The organism is Pseudomonas sp. 5P_3.1_Bac2, from assembly GCF_025465995.1.
In the GTDB taxonomy this organism is placed as follows: Bacteria; Pseudomonadota; Gammaproteobacteria; order Pseudomonadales; family Pseudomonadaceae; genus Aquipseudomonas.
In genome coordinates, this window is sequence record NZ_JANLNY010000030.1 from 294,130 (window position 1) to 309,766 (window position 15,637).

Sequence of the window (15,637 nt, forward strand, 5' to 3'; positions counted from 1 at the left end):
TACATGAGCTTTTTTATTCCCGCTGCCTTTGCAGATGGTGCTGCGCCTGCTGCTGGTGCCGCTGGCACTGGTTTTGAGTGGGTGTTCTTGGTTGGCTTCCTGGTCATCTTTTATCTGATGATCTGGCGTCCGCAGTCCAAGCGCGCTAAAGAGCACAAAAACCTGCTGGGCGCCTTGCAAAAAGGTGATGAAGTGGTCACCAGTGGTGGTATCGCCGGTAAAGTCACCAAGGTCTCCGATGACTTCGTGGTGATCGAGGTGTCCGATACCGTTGAGCTGAAGATTCAGAAAGCGGCCATCGCCGCCTCGCTGCCTAAGGGCACGCTGAAGGCGATCTAAGCAACAAACATTCAACATCATGCGGGGCGCTTATTAGCGCCCCGCGTCATAACGGGCGGCTCCATGCTGAACAAATATCCCCTGTGGAAATACTTGCTGATTGTGGCGGTTTTGGCGATTGGCTTGGTGTATTCCACTCCTAATCTCTATCCCGATGATCCGGCTATTCAAGTCAGCGGTGCCAGCACTGCGCTGAAGGTCGATCAAGCGACTCTGGATCAGGCGAGCAAGGCACTTGCTGACGCGGGTATCGAGGTCAAAGCCGCTGAGGTTAGCGAGCGCGGCGGCCTGCTGCGTTTGACCCGTATGTCTGACCAGTTGCCCGCCAAAGACGTGGTGCGCAAGGCCATGGGCGATGACTACGTGGTGGCCCTGAACTTGGCGCCGACTACCCCTGCGTGGCTGCGTGCCTTGGGCGCGAGCCCGATGAAACTTGGTCTGGACCTGTCCGGCGGGGTGCACTTCCTGCTTGAAGTGGACATGGAAAAAGCCGTTGCGGCACGTATCAAAGTGTATGAGGGGGATGTTAAGTCCCTGCTGCGCAAAGAGCGTATCCGCTACCGCAGCCTGCCTGCTAACCAAGAAAACGCCTTCCAGTTAGGATTTGCTGATAGCGAAACGCTGGAAAAAGCCCAGGCCCTGATCCGTAAAGAATTTACCGATTTCGATCAAACCACCACTGTGCGTGGCGATCAGCAGGTTCTCAATTTGGCGCTGACGCAAGTGCGCCTGGCGGAGATCCGCGAGTATTCGATCAAGCAGAACTTGACCACCGTGCGTAACCGGGTCAACGAGCTGGGTGTGGCTGAGCCGCTGGTGCAGCGTCAAGGCGCCAACCGTATTGTGGTTGAGCTGCCGGGCGTGCAAGACACCGCCGAAGCCAAACGTATCCTGGGTAAAACCGCGAGCCTTGAGTTCCGCTTGGCTGCTGAGCCGGACGCTGCCCGCGCGACCACTGAATCCTTTGAATTCCGCGAGCCGGGTCGTCCTGCCGTACCGCTGGAGCGCAGCTTGATCATCACCGGTGATCAGGTAACCGACGCCCAGGCTAGCTTCGACGAAAACGGTCGCCCGCAAGTGAACATCCGTCTGGATGGTCATGGCGGTGAGCTGATGAGCCGTGCTACCCGCAACAACGTCGGGCGCAGCATGGCGGTGATCTTCATTGAGCAGAAGCCCGTCACCCGTTACGTCAAGCAAATGGAGGCGGGTGTAGAAAAAGAAGTCGCCATCCAAAGCTTTAAAGAAGAAAAACTGATCATCAGCCTGGCCACTATTCAGTCGCCGTTGGGTAGTCAGTTCCGTATTACCGGTCTGGATGGTAAGGGTGAGTCCTCCGAGCTGGCGCTGCTGCTGCGCGCGGGTGGCTTGGCGGCGCCAATGTACTTTGCTGAAGAGCGCACCATTGGCCCAAGCCTGGGTGCGGAAAACATCAGCAAGGGTATTGATTCGACCTGGTGGGCGATGGTGTTCGTCTCCATCTTCATCATCGCTATCTACCGCTTCTTCGGTCTGCTGGCGACTGTGGCGCTGGCCTTCAACTTGGCCTTGCTGGTCGGTCTGATGTCGGTCATCGGTGCCACGCTGACCCTGCCGGGTATCGCCGGTATCGTCCTTACGCTGGGTATGGCGGTGGACGCCAACGTGTTGATCTACTCACGGATTCGTGAGGAGTTAAACGCTGGTCTGTCGGTGCAGCGGGCTATTCATGAGGGCTTCGATCGCGCCTATACAGCGATTATTGACAGTAACCTCACCACCTTGCTGGTTGGCGGCATTCTGTTCGCGCTGGGAACTGGACCGATCAAAGGCTTTGCTGTGACCATGTCGCTAGGGATTCTGACCTCCATGTTTACGGCGATCATGTTTACCCGCGGTATGGTTAACCTGATCTTCGGTGGTCGTAACTTCAAGAAACTGTGGATCTGAACATGGCCCTCATTAAATCAACCATTCGTTTCATGGCGATCCGCAATCTTGCCTTCGCCATCACCGTCCTCCTGACTGTCATCGGTTTGGGTGCGCTGTTCGCCAAGGGCCTGAACTTTGGCCTGGACTTCACTGGTGGCACCCTGATTGAGCTGCAGTACGAGAAACCGGCTGACCTCGAGCTGATCAAGCGTGAGCTGGGTCAGGCTGGCTATGCCGATGCCGTCGTGCAGAGCTTTGGTGCTACCACCGACGTACTGGTGCGTCTGGCTGGTGATGATCCGCACCTGGGTAATTCGGTTTCGGCCGCGCTGCGCAAGATCGATCCAACAGTCGGTTTCGAAGTGAAGCGCGTTGAGTTCGTCGGCCCGCAAGTGGGTGAAGAGCTGCGCGATCAGGGCGGCCTGGCCGCGCTGCTGGCGCTGGCTGGGATCATGGTCTATCTGGCCTTCCGCTTTCAGTGGAAGTTCGGCCTGGGTGCCATTGCTTCGCTGGCGCACGATACGGTGATCGTGCTGGGTATTCTGGCGTTCTTCCAGATTCCCTTCGACCTCACTGTGTTGGCGGCGGTGTTGGCCATGATCGGTTACTCGCTCAACGACACCATCATCATCTACGACCGTATCCGTGAGAACTTCCGCGTGCTGCGTAAGGCTGATCTGATCGAGAACATTGATGTGTCGGTGACTCAGACCCTGCTGCGTACCATGGCCACTTCCTTCTCCACCGCGCTGGCGTTGATCGCTCTGCTGGTGTTTGGCGGTGACACCCTGGCCAACTTCGCTCTGGCGCTGCTGGTGGGTGTGGTCGTCGGTACTTACTCTTCGGTTTATATCGGCGCCACCGTACTGGTGTGGCTGAAGCTGCGGGTTGAGGATCTGATCCCGCCGGCGGTGACCCAGGAGGTCGATGAGCGCCCATAACTTTGTGCGTTTGATCGCAATCAGCTGAACAAGCCGGGCCGGTGCTGAACTTGCCCGGCTTTTTTGTGCTCTAACCCTACAACTTAGCGGGTTTGAGGCGGCCACCATGAAGTCGTCTAAACGCCAGCTAAAGTGCTCAGGAATAAGAGGATACGGCTATGAATAAGTCCATGCTGGCAGGGGCGGTGTTAGGTGCGGTTGGGGTGACCGCTGGTGGGGCGGTGGCCACTTATAACATCGTCAGCGCGCCGCAATATGCGCAGGTGTTGGCGGTCACGCCGATCAATGAAAAGATCAAAACCCCTCGTGAAGTGTGTAAAGAAGTGCCTGTGACCCGCAAGGCTGCGGTGAAGGATCAGCATCAAATTGCCGGTACCGCTATTGGTGCGGTGGTCGGTGGCTTGCTGGGTAATCAAATCGGTGGCGGTACAGGTAAGAAAATTGCCACCGTAGCGGGTGCCGTGGGTGGCGGTTATGCCGGCAATAAAACCCAGGAACATCTGCAGAACAGCGACACCTACACCACCACTGAGACCCGTTGTAATACGGTGACGGATGTCAGTGAGAAGCTGGTGGGCTACGACGTTAAGTACGAGCTCGATGGCAAGGTCAGCAAGGTGCGTATGGCCAATGACCCGGGCCGGCAAATCCCGGTGCGTGACGGTCAGCTGGTGTTGGCAGACGAAACCGCGCAATAAGCTCGAGGTGGATAAAACACCGGCAATAAAAAACGCCCCGCGGGGCGTTTTTTATTGGGCGCTCGAGCGAGGTGTTTAGCGCTTCAGCGAGGCCGACAGGTGTGGTTGAATCGCCGTCAGTACGGCTTTAAAACACTTGGTGTTGCCCGCAACGATCTGGCCTTTTTCGAGGAATTCGTGGCTGCCGCTGAAATCGCTGACCAAGCCGCCTGCTTCCTGGATCAGCAGGGCGCCAGCCGCCATGTCCCATTCGGACAGACCAAACTCCCAGAACGCATCAAAACGACCGGCTGCCACATAGGCCAGGTCCAGGCTGGCGGCGCCGGCGCGGCGGACGCCGGCAGTCTGGCCGACCAGGCTGCGGAACATGCCCAGATAGTTTTCCAGGTTGTCCATTTGGCTGTCGCGGAACGGGAAGCCGGTGCCCAGCAGTGCCCCTTCCAGGCTCTTGCGTGTGCCAACGCGCAGACGGCGGCCGTTCAAGGCAGCGCCACGGCCACGGCTGGCAGTAAATTCTTCTTGGCGGACTGGGTCGAGGACCACGGCGTGCTCAAGGCGGCCGCGGTATTTGCAGGCGATGCTGACGGCGTAGTGTGGGACGCCGCGCAGGAAGTTGGTGGTGCCGTCCAGTGGATCGATGATCCACAGGTAGTCGGCGCCGTCGCCAGTGCCTTCGCTCAGGCCGCTTTCTTCACCAAGGATGCCGTGGTTTGGATAGGCCTTGCGCAGGGCTTGGATAATCAGTTGCTCAGCGGAGCGATCAATCTCGCTCACGTAATCGTTGGCTTCTTTCTCGTTGATCGAGATGACGTCCAAGCGTTCGGTTGAGCGGAAGATCATTTCGCCGGCGCTACGGGCTGCGCGCAACGCGATATTCAGCATGGGCTGCATGGATGTTCACCTGGGTCGTTAAAGAAAGCCGGCCATTCTAGCAGAAAAGCCTGACGGTTGAAGTGCCTCCTGTAGCTCCATGGCGCAACTTTGCCTGCTTCTGTAAGATTTGCCGCTCTAAGCTTGGTTTGAGAGCGTCTGCGGTGCTGGAAAATATTAGGGTCGTGTTGGTTAATACCAGTCATCCGGGAAACATCGGTGGGGTGGCGCGGGCGATGAAAAACATGGGCCTGAGCCGCTTGGTGTTGGTCGATCCGCAGGATTTCCCCAGCAGTGAAGCGGTGGCGCGTGCCTCCGGTGCCAGCGATATTCTTGATGGTGCGCAGATCGTCGAGACCCTCGAACAGGCGCTGGTCGGCTGTAATCTGGTGATGGGTACCAGTGCCCGTGATCGACGTATCCCGTGGCCTATGTATGATCCGCGAGAGTGCGGGGTGGCCGCCTGTGAACAGGCGGCTCAAGGTGCGCAAGTGGCGCTGGTGTTTGGTCGTGAGTACGCCGGCCTGACCAATGAAGAGCTGCAGCGCTGTCACTTCCATGTGCATATCCCTTCGGACCCGCAATTTAGTTCGCTGAATCTGGCGGCGGCGGTGCAGGTCTTGGCTTATGAGGTGCGCATGGCTTGGTTGGCGGCGCAGAATCGACCGGCCAAGCAGGTTAAGGTGGAAGCGCTGGATGAGCAGGATGGCCAGCCAGTGACGGTGGATGAGATGGAGTCCTTTTATAGTCACCTTGAGCAGTCGCTGGTGGCTATTCAATTTCTCGATCCGGCCAAGCCGCGGCACCTGATGAGTCGTTTACGGCGTTTGTATGGGCGCAGTGCGGTAACTAAGTTGGAAATGAATATATTGCGCGGCATCTTGACTGAAACCATCAAGGCCGCGCGTGGCGAGCACCAAGGGCGGAGTAAGGCTGATGTTTGAGCGCATGCGAGAAGATATTCAGAGCGTATTTCATCGTGATCCGGCTGCGCGCAATGCCTTTGAGGTGGTGACTTGTTACCCGGGACTGCATGCCATCTGGCTGCATCGCCTGGCTCATGGTTTGTGGGTGTCTGGCTGGAAGTGGCTGGCGCGGTTGGTGTCGAACTTTGGCCGTTGGTTGACGGGGATTGAGATTCACCCTGGGGCGAAAATCGGCCGGCGTTTCTTTATCGATCATGGTATGGGCATCGTCATCGGGGAAACCGCTGAAATTGGTAATGACGTCACCCTCTATCAGGGCGTAACCCTGGGGGGGACCAGTTGGAACAAGGGTAAGCGTCACCCCACATTGGAAGATGGAGTGGTGGTGGGCGCCGGTGCCAAGGTGCTGGGTCCCTTTACCGTGGGCGCGGGGGCGAAAATCGGCTCCAACGCTGTAGTGACTAAAGCGGTGCCGGCGGGTGCGACGGCTGTGGGGATTCCCGGGCGGATCATCGTTAAGGCGGATGACGACGAGCAGGAAGCTAAGCGCCAGGCAATGGCTGAGAAGCTCGGTTTTGACGCTTATGGTGTGGGGCAGGACATGCCGGACCCAGTGGCTCGTGCCATTGGTCAGTTGCTCGACCATTTGCATGGGGTCGATGGCCGTCTTGAGGGTATATGCGGTGCGCTCAAGAACCTTGGTAGTGACTACTGTGCCGAGGAGCTGCCGTCGTTGCGTGATGAGGACTTTGCCGGCGTGGTCAAGGAGTCCGGCAAGCCGGCGGCCTGAGTCTCGCTAGTAACTAAGTGCGTGGCTTGCTATGATTCGCGCCCTGCTTTTAGGGTAATTCCCGAGTGATTCAGTAGGTCTTATAGTTGACTTAAATACTCGGGAATTGCATACTCGCAACCTATTGCGATCACGCGGTAATCCCCTCATGCGATTGACCACCAAAGGCCGTTACGCTGTCACTGCTATGCTCGACTTGGCGCTGCATGCGCAGCGTGGGCCGGTATCTCTGGCGGATATTTCGGAGCGTCAGGGCATTTCCCTTTCCTATCTGGAGCAACTGTTTGCCAAGCTGCGGCGTGGCAATTTGGTTTCCAGTGTGCGCGGTCCTGGTGGTGGCTATCAGCTGTCGCGCGACATGCGCCGCATTCAGGTGGCGCAGGTGATCGATGCGGTGAATGAGTCGGTTGATGCGACCCGCTGCCAAGGGCAGGGCGGTTGCCACGCTGGTGATACCTGCCTGACCCATCATCTGTGGTGCGATCTGAGTGATCGCATTCATGAGTTTCTAAGCGGCATCAGTCTGGCTGACTTGGTGACCCGCAGCGAAGTGCAGGAAGTTGCCCTGCGCCAAGACCAGCGCCGTTGTAACGGCGGGTCCGCCCACCCAGATAAAATCCAAGCGTCAGCCGTCGATTGAGCGCAAGGCGCCGGCCATTAGGCCAGATACCTGATTAGGAGAAAGTTGATGAAATTGCCGATTTATCTCGATTATTCCGCTACTACGCCGGTTGATCCGCGTGTCGCTCAGAAGATGATTGAGTGCCTGCAGGTTGACGGTAACTTTGGTAACCCGGCTTCGCGCTCCCATGTGTTCGGCTGGAAAGCCGAGGAAGCGGTAGAGAACGCCCGTCGCCAAGTCGCTGAGCTGGTCAATGCTGACCCCCGTGAAATCGTCTGGACCTCCGGTGCTACTGAATCTGACAACCTGGCGATCAAAGGCATCGCTGAGTTCTACAAGAGCAAGGGTAAGCACCTGATCACTTCGAAAATCGAGCACAAAGCTGTGCTGGATACCATGCGCCAACTGGAGCGTCAGGGTTTTGAAGTGACTTATCTGGATCCGACTGAAGACGGTCTGATTACCCCGGCGATGATCGAAGCGGCGCTGCGTGAAGACACCATTTTGGTTTCGATCATGCACGTCAACAACGAAATCGGCACCATCAACGACATCGCCGCTATCGGCGAGCTGACGCGCTCCCGCGGTGTGTTCTTCCACGTTGATGCAGCCCAGTCCACGGGCAAAGTGGCGATCGACTTGGAAAAACTCAAGGTCGACCTGATGTCCTTCTCGGCGCATAAGACTTATGGCCCGAAAGGCATCGGCGCGCTGTATGTACGTCGTAAGCCGCGTGTGCGTCTGGAAGCCCAGACCCATGGCGGTGGCCATGAGCGCGGCATGCGTTCGGGCACCCTGGCAACCCACCAGATCGTTGGTATGGGCGAGGCGTTTCGTATCGCTAAAGAAGAAATGGCCCAAGAGAATCAGCGTCTGCTGGCTCTGCGCGATCGTTTCTACAAGCAGGTCCAAGGCCTTGAGGAGTTGTACATCAACGGCAGCATGACTGCTCGTGTGCCGCACAACCTCAACCTCAGCTTTAACTATGTGGAAGGTGAGTCGCTGATCATGGCCCTCAAGGACCTGGCAGTGTCTTCCGGTTCGGCCTGTACTTCGGCGTCCCTGGAACCTTCCTACGTGCTGCGTGCGCTGGGACGTAACGATGAGCTGGCGCACAGCTCGATTCGTTTCACCTTCGGCCGCTTCAGCACCGAAGAAGAAATCGATTATGCCGCGCAGAAAGTCTGCGAGGCGGTAACCAAGCTGCGCGAATTGTCGCCGCTGTGGGATATGTTCAAAGAAGGTGTGGACCTGTCCAAGGTCGAGTGGGCAGCACACTAAAGCTGTCGACGAACAGCACCTGATGAGAGAGGAATACCAGCATGGCTTACAGTGAAAAGGTCATTGACCACTACGAGAACCCCCGCAACGTCGGCAAGATGGATGCTCAAGATCCGGATGTCGGCACTGGCATGGTCGGCGCTCCGGCGTGCGGCGACGTCATGCGTCTGCAAATCAAGGTGAACGAGCAGGGCGTGATTGAAGACGCCAAGTTCAAAACCTACGGCTGTGGTTCGGCCATCGCTTCCAGCTCCCTCGCCACTGAGTGGATGAAGGGTAAAACCCTGGATGAGGCCGAGACCATCAAGAACACCCAGTTGGCCGAAGAGTTGGCACTGCCGCCGGTGAAGATTCACTGCTCGGTGCTCGCAGAGGACGCCATCAAGGCGGCCGTACGCGACTACAAGCAGAAGAAAGGCTTGCTCTAAGGAGAGTTGTCGATGGCTATCAGCATGACCGAAGCTGCGGCGCAGCACGTGCGTCGCTCCCTTGACGGGCGTGGCAAAGGCGCAGGTATTCGCCTGGGCGTGCGCACCACTGGCTGTTCCGGTCTGGCCTACGTGCTGGAGTTTGTCGATGAAGTGGCCAGCGAAGACCAAGTGTTCGAGAACTTTGGCGTCAAGGTGATCATTGATCCTAAGAGTCTGGTGTATCTCGATGGCACTGAGCTGGACTTCGTCAAGGAAGGGTTGAACGAAGGCTTCAAGTTCAATAACCCCAACGTGCGCGGCGAATGTGGCTGCGGCGAAAGCTTCAATATCTGAGGCGCCTGTGGGTACTCCTTGTCACTTCGCTTTATTCGACCTTAAGCCCAGCTTTCGCCTCGACCTCAACCAGTTGGCCAGCCGCTACCGCGAGCTGGCCCGCCAGGTGCATCCTGATCGTTTTGCCGATGCCGGCGAACGTGAGCAGCGCTTGGCGCTGGAGCGTTCGGCGAGCCTTAATGAGGCGTATCAGGTGCTGAAAAGTGCACCACAGCGGGCGCGTTACCTGCTGGCTTTAAATGGCGATGAGTTGCCGCTTGAGGTCACGGTGCAGGATCCTGGCTTCTTGCTGCAGCAAATGCAGTGGCGTGAGGAGCTTGAGGATCTGCAAGACAGTGCTGATCTGGCCGGTTTGGCCCAGTTTAAACAGCGCTTGAAGCAGGCTCAGGAAGAGCTCAACGAACAGTTCGATGCTTGCTGGGAAGATGCTGCGCGCCGCGAAGAGGCCGAGCGCCTGATGCGCCGCATGCAGTTCCTCGATAAGCTTTCCCACGAGGTGCGTCAGCTCGAAGAGCGCCTCGACGATTAACGCGCGTGCGCCTGTCGCGCCGTCCCCGATTTAAGCACTGATTAATCATGGCCCTACTGCAGATCGCTGAGCCCGGACAAAGCCCCCAGCCCCACCAGCGCCGCCTGGCGGTGGGTATCGACCTGGGCACTACTAATTCCTTGGTTGCCGCTGTGCGCAGCGGCCTTGCTGCGCCCTTGGCCGATGCTGATGGGCAGGTGATTTTGCCGTCGGCGGTGCGTTATCACGCGGATCACGTTGAAGTGGGCTTGTCGGCTAAAGCCGCGGCGGCCCGTGATCCGCTGAATACCGTGTTGTCGGTTAAACGCCTCATGGGGCGCGGTTTGGCTGATGTTAAGCAGCTGGGTGAGCAGCTGCCCTATCGTTTCGTCGAGGGCGAGTCGCATATGCCCTTTATCGATACGGTGCAGGGCGCGAAGAGTCCGGTGCAGGTGTCGGCCGATATTCTCAAGGCGCTGCGCCTGCGTGCTGAACAAACCTTGGGTGGCGAATTGGTCGGCGCGGTGATCACTGTGCCGGCGTACTTCGATGACTCCCAGCGCCAAGCCACCAAAGATGCCGCGCGTTTGGCCGGTTTAACCGTGTTGCGCTTGCTCAATGAGCCGACGGCGGCGGCGGTGGCTTACGGTCTGGATCAAAAAGCCGAAGGTGTGGTGGCGATTTATGATCTGGGCGGCGGTACTTTTGATATTTCGGTGCTGCGCCTCACCGGTGGTGTGTTTGAAGTGCTGGCCACCGGTGGCGATAGCGCTTTAGGCGGCGATGACTTCGACCACGCCATTGCTGGCTGGATCGTGCAGCAGGCGGGCGTGTCGGCTGACTTGGACCCGAGTCAGCAGCGTGTGCTGCTGCAAATTGCCTGTGCGGCCAAAGAAGCCCTGACGGATAGCGACGTGACCAGCCTCAGTTATGCCGACTGGCAGGGTGAGTTGAGTCGCGCCCAGCTTGATCAACTGATCGAGCCTATGGTTGCCCGCAGCCTGAAAGCTTGCCGCCGCGCTGTGCGCGATGCCGGCATTGAGCTGGAAGAGGTTGAGGCGGTGGTCATGGTGGGTGGCTCCACGCGCGTTCCACGAGTGCGCGAGGCCGTAGGTGAGCTGTTTGCCCGCGAGCCATTGACCGATATCGACCCTGATCAGGTGGTGGCCATTGGCGCGGCGATCCAGGCTGATGCGCTGGCCGGTAATAAGCGCGGCGATGGTGAAGAGTTGCTGCTGCTGGACGTTATCCCGTTATCGCTGGGCCTGGAGACCATGGGCGGCCTGATGGAGAAGGTGATTGCGCGCAACACCACCATCCCGGTTGCTCGTGCCCAGGAGTTCACCACCTACAAAGATGGCCAAACGGCCATGATGATTCATGTGCTGCAAGGCGAGCGTGAGTTGGTCAGTGACTGCCGCTCGTTAGCGCGCTTTGAGCTGCGTGGCATTCCGCCGATGGTTGCCGGTTCGGCGAAGATTCGCGTGACTTTCCAGGTGGATGCCGATGGTTTGCTCAGTGTGGCAGCCCGTGAAATCGCTTCTGGTGTGGAGTCGAGTATTCAGGTTAAGCCGTCCTACGGCCTGACCGATGGTGAAATCGCCCGCATGCTGCAAGACTCCTTCAGTAATGCCGGAGACGATAAAGTTGCCCGCGTGTTGCGTGAGCAGCAAGTGGATGCCCAGCGTTTGCTGGAGGCCGTAGAGGCCGCGCTGTTAGCTGATGGCGAGCGCTTGCTCAGCGCCGACGAGCGCTTGGCCATTGATGCGCAAGTCGAAGAGCTGCGCGGTTTGCTGAGCAGCACTGACGGTTTGGCGATTGAGCAGCAAACCAAGCGCCTGACCCAGGTGACCGACGCCTTTGCGGCGCGTCGTCTGGATGCCACGGTTAAAGCTGCTCTAGCTGGCCGTAGTCTTAATGAGATTGAGGAATAAGCATGCCGCAAATCATTTTTCTCCCCCATGCCGTGTTGTGTCCGGATGGCTTAGTGGTGGAGGTGGAGCCTGGCGTGTCGATCCTCGACGTGGCCCACGATAACCACATCGAAATTGAAAGCGCCTGCGGCGGCGTGTGTGCCTGCACCACTTGCCACTGCGTGATTCGTGAAGGTTTTGACTCGCTTAATGAGACCGACGAGCTAGAAGAAGACATGCTCGACAAGGCGTGGGGCTTGGAAGCCCAGTCGCGTCTGTCGTGCCAGGCCATCGTCGGCACTGAAGACCTCACCGTCGAAATCCCTAAATATTCGCTGAATCATGCTGCCGAAGCGCCGCATTGATCTTGGGAGCTAATATGAGTCTGAAGTGGGTTGATGTGCTGGAAATCGCCATTCAATTGGCTGAAACCAAGCCTGATGTGGATCCGCGTTACGTGAATTTCGTTGACTTGCAGCAGTGGGTCATCGCCCTGCCGGAGTTCAGCGACGACCCGGCGCGTAGTGGCGAAAAGGTCCTGGAGGCGATCCAGGCCGCCTGGATCGAGGAAGCCGACTGACGCCGGCAATCCCCCTAGCTACGCATTTAACCGGAACCCGCGTATAATTCGCGGGTTTAATTTTTGCTAAATCCCTATTTCTGGAGTTTCACATGGCTGTTCAACGCACTTTCTCCATCATCAAGCCTGACGCTGTTGCTAAAAACGTCATCGGCGAGATCACTAGCCGTTTCGAAAAAGCCGGCCTGCGTGTCGTGGCTTCGAAAATGGTTCAGCTGTCCGAGCGTGAAGCTGCCGGTTTCTATGCTGAGCACAGCGAGCGCGGCTTCTTCAAAGACCTGGTGGCTTTCATGACTTCCGGTCCAGTGATCGTTCAGGTTCTGGAAGGCGAAAACGCCGTTCTGGCTAACCGCGAACTGATGGGCGCGACCAACCCGAAAGAAGCTGCTGCTGGCACCATCCGTGCTGACTTCGCCGTTTCCATCGACGAAAACGCTGTTCACGGTTCCGACTCCGAAGCTTCCGCTGCGCGCGAAATCGCTTACTTCTTCGCTGCTACTGAAGTTTGTGCCCGCATTCGCTAAGCGAATTGGGGTGAGGGTGAAGACATGACAGACGTGACCGGTAAAACCAATCTGCTGGGCCTGACTCAGCCAGAAATGGAGCAGTTCTTCGAACGCATCGGGGAAAAACGCTTCCGTGCCGGTCAGGTAATGAAGTGGATTCACCACTTTGGCGTCGAAGATTTTGACGCCATGAGTAACGTCAGCAAGGCCTTGCGCGAAAAGCTCAAGGCCTGTGCTGAAATCCGCGGCCCAGAAGTGGTCAGCGAAGATATTTCCACTGATGGCACGCGCAAGTGGGTGGTGCGGGTGGCGTCAGGCAGTTGTGTGGAAACCGTGTATATCCCCCAGGGCTCGCGGGGCACCCTGTGTGTGTCGTCGCAAGCGGGCTGTGCGCTGGATTGCAGTTTCTGCTCAACCGGTAAGCAGGGCTTTAACAGCGACCTGACTGCCGCTGAAATTATTGGCCAGGTGTGGATCGCCAATAAGTCGTTCGGCACCGTGCCGGCGAAGATCGACCGTGCCATCACCAACGTGGTGATGATGGGCATGGGCGAGCCGCTGCTGAACTTCGACAACGTTGTGGCCGCTATGCAGCTGATGATGGATGACCTCGGTTATGGCATCTCCAAGCGCAAAGTGACCCTGTCGACCTCCGGCGTCGTGCCGATGATCGACAAGCTCGGCGAAGTCATCGACGTCTCCTTGGCCCTGTCGTTGCACGCGCCGAACGATGCGCTGCGCAATCAGTTGGTGCCAATCAACAAGAAGTACCCGCTGGAGATGTTGCTGGCGGCGTGCAAGCGCTATGTCTCGCGCTTGGGCGAGAAGCGTGTGCTGACTATCGAATACACCCTGCTGAAGGATGTGAACGATAAACCGGAGCACGCTGAGGAAATGATCGCACTTCTCAAGGATGTGCCTTGCAAGATCAATTTAATCCCGTTTAATCCCTTCCCACATTCGGGCTACGAGCGGCCTAGCAATAACGCTATCCGCCGCTTCCAGGACTCGCTGCACCAAGCCGGGCACAACGTCACCGTGCGCACCACCCGTGGTGAAGACATCGACGCGGCCTGTGGCCAGTTGGTCGGTCAGGTCATGGATCGTACCCGTCGTAGCGAGCGCTATATCGCTGTACGTCAGTTGAATGCCGATGCTGAAGCAGTGACTAGCGCCAATCAAACCTGAGGGGAGGGTATCCATGAGTTTGCGTCCCGTAGTGCTGCTGTTGCTGGTCGGCCTGTTGGCTGCATGCGTTTCCACCGGCAGCGTGGACCCGATGCGCACCGATAAAGGTCGCAATGAGGCTCGTGACGCATATATTCAGTTGGGTATTGGCTATTTGCGCCAAGGCGAGACCGAGCCGGCCAAGGTGCCGCTGAAGAAAGCCCTTGAGTTGGATCCCTCTAACGCTGATGCCCATGCGGCGCTGGCCTTGGTGTTTCAGATTGAAATGGAACCCAAGCTGGCTGATGAGCATTATCGCAAAGCCATTTCTCAGCGCGGCGACGATGCCCGTCTGCTGAACAACTACGGCAGCTTTTTGTTTGAGCAGCAGCGCTACGACGAAGCCCTTAAGCGTTACAGCCAGGCCGCGCAAGACACCATGTACCCCGAGCGGTCGCGGGTATTTGAGAACTTGGGCATGACTTCGTTGAAACTAAAACAGCCCGAGCAGGCCAAAGGCTACTTCGAGCGTTCGTTGCGTTTGAACAGCCGCCAGCCCCGCGCTTTGTTTGAAATGGCCCAGTTGTCCTATGACGAGCGCCAATATGTGCCGGCGCGCGGCTATTATCAAAGTTACATTGCTCTGACTGAGCAAGACGCCCGCAGCTTGCTGCTGGGCATACGTTTGGCGAAGATTTTTGAGGAGCGCGACAATGCCGCGAGCCTCGGTTTACAGTTGAAAAGACTCTATCCGGGCACTCCGGAATATCAGCAATACCTGTCGGAGCAATGATGAAAGCGGCGCATCCTGAAGTTGTAGCAGCTCCTCGAGTGAATCCCGGCGAGACCTTGCGCAAAGCCCGTGAAAGCAGAGGGTGGACGGTTGCTCAAGTCGCTGAGCAGCTGAATCTGACGCCTCAGCGTTTGACGCAGATTGAACAGGGTGCCTTTGACCAGCTGCCAGGGCATACCTTTGCCCGTGGTTATGTCCGTGCCTACGGCAAATTGCTGGAAATCGACCAGGCGCGCTTGGTTCAGGAATTCGACCAGTTCACTGGTAGCGATGCCGCCGGTGCCAGTGTGCACAGTCTGGGGCATATCGAAGAGCCGGTGAGCTACTCCCAAGGCGTGTTGCGGGGATTCACCTTTGTCTTGCTGGTGGCCTTGGCCGGTCTGGGCTACTACTGGTGGCAAGAACAGGCAGAGCGCCGTGCTGAGCACCTGAGCAGCACCAGTATTGAACATGTCGAAGTCGAGGGAGCCGACGGCACAACGCAGATTCATGCGTTGGATGAACCTGAGGACCAGGCCGTGGCGGATGCCCAGGGTGAAGCTGAAGAACTGCTGCTGCCAGGTACTGAGTCTGAGGCCAGCGCCAATGCTGATGCCGCTGCACCGGTTGGAGCAAGCCCCGAAGCTGCGGCAGTACCCACTGCACCGGTGGCTAATGCCGCTGCGCCCACCGCACCTGTAGCTGCTGTACCTGTACCGGCTGCGGTAACTGCCGCACCGGCACCTGCCGCGCCTAATGCCGCTGCGCCTGCGCCAGCCGCGCAGCCGGTAGTCGCTGGGCCCGGCGAAGGGCAGGTTGGCATTAATTTCGTCGCCGATTGCTGGACCCAAGTTACTGATGCCAATGGCAAAGTACTGTTTAGCGGGTTGAAGCGTAAGGGTGACAGCTTACAAGTGGCGGGTAAGGCGCCTTTAGAGCTGCGTTTGGGCTATGCCCGTGGCGCTCAGGTGAGCTTCAATGGCGGCGCTTTTGACGTCGCTCCGTTTATTTCTGGTGAAACCGCGCGTATCAAGTTGGGTGGGCAATAA

19 protein-coding genes are annotated in these 15,637 nt (G+C 57.8%); 18 read left to right on the top strand and 1 reads right to left on the bottom strand.

What is annotated here, in order from left to right:
- The first annotated feature begins 3 nt into the window (after positions 1-3).
- The 4 genes from yajC (at position 4) to NTD81_RS20695 (ending at position 3,889) form a co-directional block, all read left to right on the top strand.
- Positions 4-339 (top strand): preprotein translocase subunit YajC, encoded by a 336-nt coding sequence (yajC, locus tag NTD81_RS20680; RefSeq protein ID WP_262184633.1) that lies wholly within the window; start codon positions 4-6, stop codon positions 337-339.
- A 63-nt stretch (positions 340-402) separates the two neighbouring features.
- A complete protein-coding gene (gene secD / locus NTD81_RS20685; protein WP_262184634.1) occupies positions 403-2,268 on the top strand; it encodes a protein translocase subunit SecD in 1,866 nt (621 codons plus the stop codon).
- Positions 2,269-2,279: 11 nt separating this feature from the next.
- A complete protein-coding gene (secF, locus tag NTD81_RS20690) occupies positions 2,280-3,191 on the top strand; it encodes a protein translocase subunit SecF (RefSeq protein WP_262184782.1) in 912 nt (303 codons plus the stop codon).
- 158 nt (positions 3,192-3,349) lie between these two features.
- Positions 3,350-3,889 carry a glycine zipper 2TM domain-containing protein gene (locus NTD81_RS20695; protein ID WP_262184635.1) on the top strand — a complete coding sequence of 180 codons (540 nt, stop codon included), beginning with the start codon at positions 3,350-3,352 and terminating at the stop codon, positions 3,887-3,889.
- Between the two features lie 75 nt (positions 3,890-3,964).
- Here the strand turns inward: NTD81_RS20695 and suhB are convergent, their stop codons facing one another.
- Positions 3,965-4,780, bottom strand: coding sequence for an inositol-phosphate phosphatase (suhB, locus tag NTD81_RS20700; RefSeq protein WP_262184636.1), 816 nt, complete (start codon positions 4,778-4,780; stop codon positions 3,965-3,967).
- A 107-nt stretch (positions 4,781-4,887) separates the two neighbouring features.
- Here suhB and trmJ point away from each other — a divergent pair, with 107 nt between their 5' ends.
- From trmJ to NTD81_RS20770, 14 genes are all read left to right on the top strand, one after another.
- Positions 4,888-5,703 (top strand): tRNA (cytosine(32)/uridine(32)-2'-O)-methyltransferase TrmJ, encoded by an 816-nt coding sequence (trmJ, locus tag NTD81_RS20705; protein WP_410017197.1) that lies wholly within the window; start codon positions 4,888-4,890, stop codon positions 5,701-5,703.
- Positions 5,696-6,475, top strand: coding sequence for a serine O-acetyltransferase (gene cysE / locus NTD81_RS20710; protein WP_262184640.1), 780 nt, complete (start codon positions 5,696-5,698; stop codon positions 6,473-6,475). The genes trmJ and cysE overlap by 8 nt, the downstream gene beginning before the upstream one ends.
- Before the next feature lie 148 nt (positions 6,476-6,623).
- On the top strand, positions 6,624-7,115 hold the full coding sequence (gene iscR / locus NTD81_RS20715) for a Fe-S cluster assembly transcriptional regulator IscR (RefSeq protein ID WP_262184641.1): 492 nt from the start codon (positions 6,624-6,626) through the stop codon (positions 7,113-7,115).
- Between the two features lie 48 nt (positions 7,116-7,163).
- Positions 7,164-8,378, top strand: a complete 1,215-nt coding sequence (locus NTD81_RS20720) for an IscS subfamily cysteine desulfurase (RefSeq protein WP_262184642.1) — start codon at positions 7,164-7,166, stop codon at positions 8,376-8,378.
- Between the two features lie 41 nt (positions 8,379-8,419).
- On the top strand, positions 8,420-8,806 hold the full coding sequence (iscU, locus tag NTD81_RS20725; RefSeq protein ID WP_090442874.1) for a Fe-S cluster assembly scaffold IscU: 387 nt from the start codon (positions 8,420-8,422) through the stop codon (positions 8,804-8,806).
- Positions 8,807-8,818: 12 nt separating this feature from the next.
- Entirely contained in the window at positions 8,819-9,142 is a 324-nt protein-coding gene (gene iscA / locus NTD81_RS20730; protein WP_262184643.1) for an iron-sulfur cluster assembly protein IscA, read from the top strand.
- 7 nt (positions 9,143-9,149) lie between these two features.
- Complete coding sequence (hscB, locus tag NTD81_RS20735) at positions 9,150-9,671, top strand: co-chaperone HscB (protein WP_262184644.1); 522 nt, start codon at positions 9,150-9,152, stop codon at positions 9,669-9,671.
- Positions 9,672-9,718: 47 nt separating this feature from the next.
- Complete coding sequence (hscA, locus tag NTD81_RS20740; RefSeq protein WP_262184645.1) at positions 9,719-11,584, top strand: Fe-S protein assembly chaperone HscA; 1,866 nt, start codon at positions 9,719-9,721, stop codon at positions 11,582-11,584.
- A 2-nt stretch (positions 11,585-11,586) separates the two neighbouring features.
- Positions 11,587-11,928: an ISC system 2Fe-2S type ferredoxin gene (gene fdx, locus NTD81_RS20745; RefSeq protein ID WP_262184646.1), complete on the top strand. Its 342-nt coding sequence runs from the start codon at positions 11,587-11,589 to the stop codon at positions 11,926-11,928.
- A gap of 14 nt (positions 11,929-11,942) precedes the next feature.
- Positions 11,943-12,143, top strand: coding sequence for a Fe-S cluster assembly protein IscX (gene iscX, locus NTD81_RS20750; protein WP_262184648.1), 201 nt, complete (start codon positions 11,943-11,945; stop codon positions 12,141-12,143).
- Between the two features lie 92 nt (positions 12,144-12,235).
- Positions 12,236-12,667: a nucleoside-diphosphate kinase gene (gene ndk / locus NTD81_RS20755; RefSeq protein ID WP_262184649.1), complete on the top strand. Its 432-nt coding sequence runs from the start codon at positions 12,236-12,238 to the stop codon at positions 12,665-12,667.
- Positions 12,668-12,691: 24 nt separating this feature from the next.
- On the top strand, positions 12,692-13,837 hold the full coding sequence (gene rlmN, locus NTD81_RS20760) for a 23S rRNA (adenine(2503)-C(2))-methyltransferase RlmN (protein ID WP_262184650.1): 1,146 nt from the start codon (positions 12,692-12,694) through the stop codon (positions 13,835-13,837).
- A 13-nt stretch (positions 13,838-13,850) separates the two neighbouring features.
- Entirely contained in the window at positions 13,851-14,609 is a 759-nt protein-coding gene (gene pilW / locus NTD81_RS20765) for a type IV pilus biogenesis/stability protein PilW (RefSeq protein ID WP_262184652.1), read from the top strand.
- Positions 14,609-15,637, top strand: coding sequence for a helix-turn-helix domain-containing protein (locus NTD81_RS20770; protein WP_262184653.1), 1,029 nt, complete (start codon positions 14,609-14,611; stop codon positions 15,635-15,637). Before pilW ends, NTD81_RS20770 begins: the two co-directional genes overlap by 1 nt.

Coding starts and splice junctions, on each gene's coding strand:
- yajC (WP_262184633.1), top strand. CDS start 4: ATGAGCTTTTTTATTCCCGCTGCCTTTGCAGATGGTGCTGCGCCTGCT.
- secD (WP_262184634.1), top strand. CDS start 403: ATGCTGAACAAATATCCCCTGTGGAAATACTTGCTGATTGTGGCGGTT.
- NTD81_RS20695 (WP_262184635.1), top strand. CDS start 3,350: ATGAATAAGTCCATGCTGGCAGGGGCGGTGTTAGGTGCGGTTGGGGTG.
- suhB (WP_262184636.1), bottom strand. CDS start 4,780: ATGCAGCCCATGCTGAATATCGCGTTGCGCGCAGCCCGTAGCGCCGGC.
- cysE (WP_262184640.1), top strand. CDS start 5,696: ATGTTTGAGCGCATGCGAGAAGATATTCAGAGCGTATTTCATCGTGAT.
- iscR (WP_262184641.1), top strand. CDS start 6,624: ATGCGATTGACCACCAAAGGCCGTTACGCTGTCACTGCTATGCTCGAC.
- NTD81_RS20720 (WP_262184642.1), top strand. CDS start 7,164: ATGAAATTGCCGATTTATCTCGATTATTCCGCTACTACGCCGGTTGAT.
- iscU (WP_090442874.1), top strand. CDS start 8,420: ATGGCTTACAGTGAAAAGGTCATTGACCACTACGAGAACCCCCGCAAC.
- iscA (WP_262184643.1), top strand. CDS start 8,819: ATGGCTATCAGCATGACCGAAGCTGCGGCGCAGCACGTGCGTCGCTCC.
- hscA (WP_262184645.1), top strand. CDS start 9,719: ATGGCCCTACTGCAGATCGCTGAGCCCGGACAAAGCCCCCAGCCCCAC.
- fdx (WP_262184646.1), top strand. CDS start 11,587: ATGCCGCAAATCATTTTTCTCCCCCATGCCGTGTTGTGTCCGGATGGC.
- iscX (WP_262184648.1), top strand. CDS start 11,943: ATGAGTCTGAAGTGGGTTGATGTGCTGGAAATCGCCATTCAATTGGCT.
- ndk (WP_262184649.1), top strand. CDS start 12,236: ATGGCTGTTCAACGCACTTTCTCCATCATCAAGCCTGACGCTGTTGCT.
- rlmN (WP_262184650.1), top strand. CDS start 12,692: ATGACAGACGTGACCGGTAAAACCAATCTGCTGGGCCTGACTCAGCCA.
- pilW (WP_262184652.1), top strand. CDS start 13,851: ATGAGTTTGCGTCCCGTAGTGCTGCTGTTGCTGGTCGGCCTGTTGGCT.
- NTD81_RS20770 (WP_262184653.1), top strand. CDS start 14,609: ATGAAAGCGGCGCATCCTGAAGTTGTAGCAGCTCCTCGAGTGAATCCC.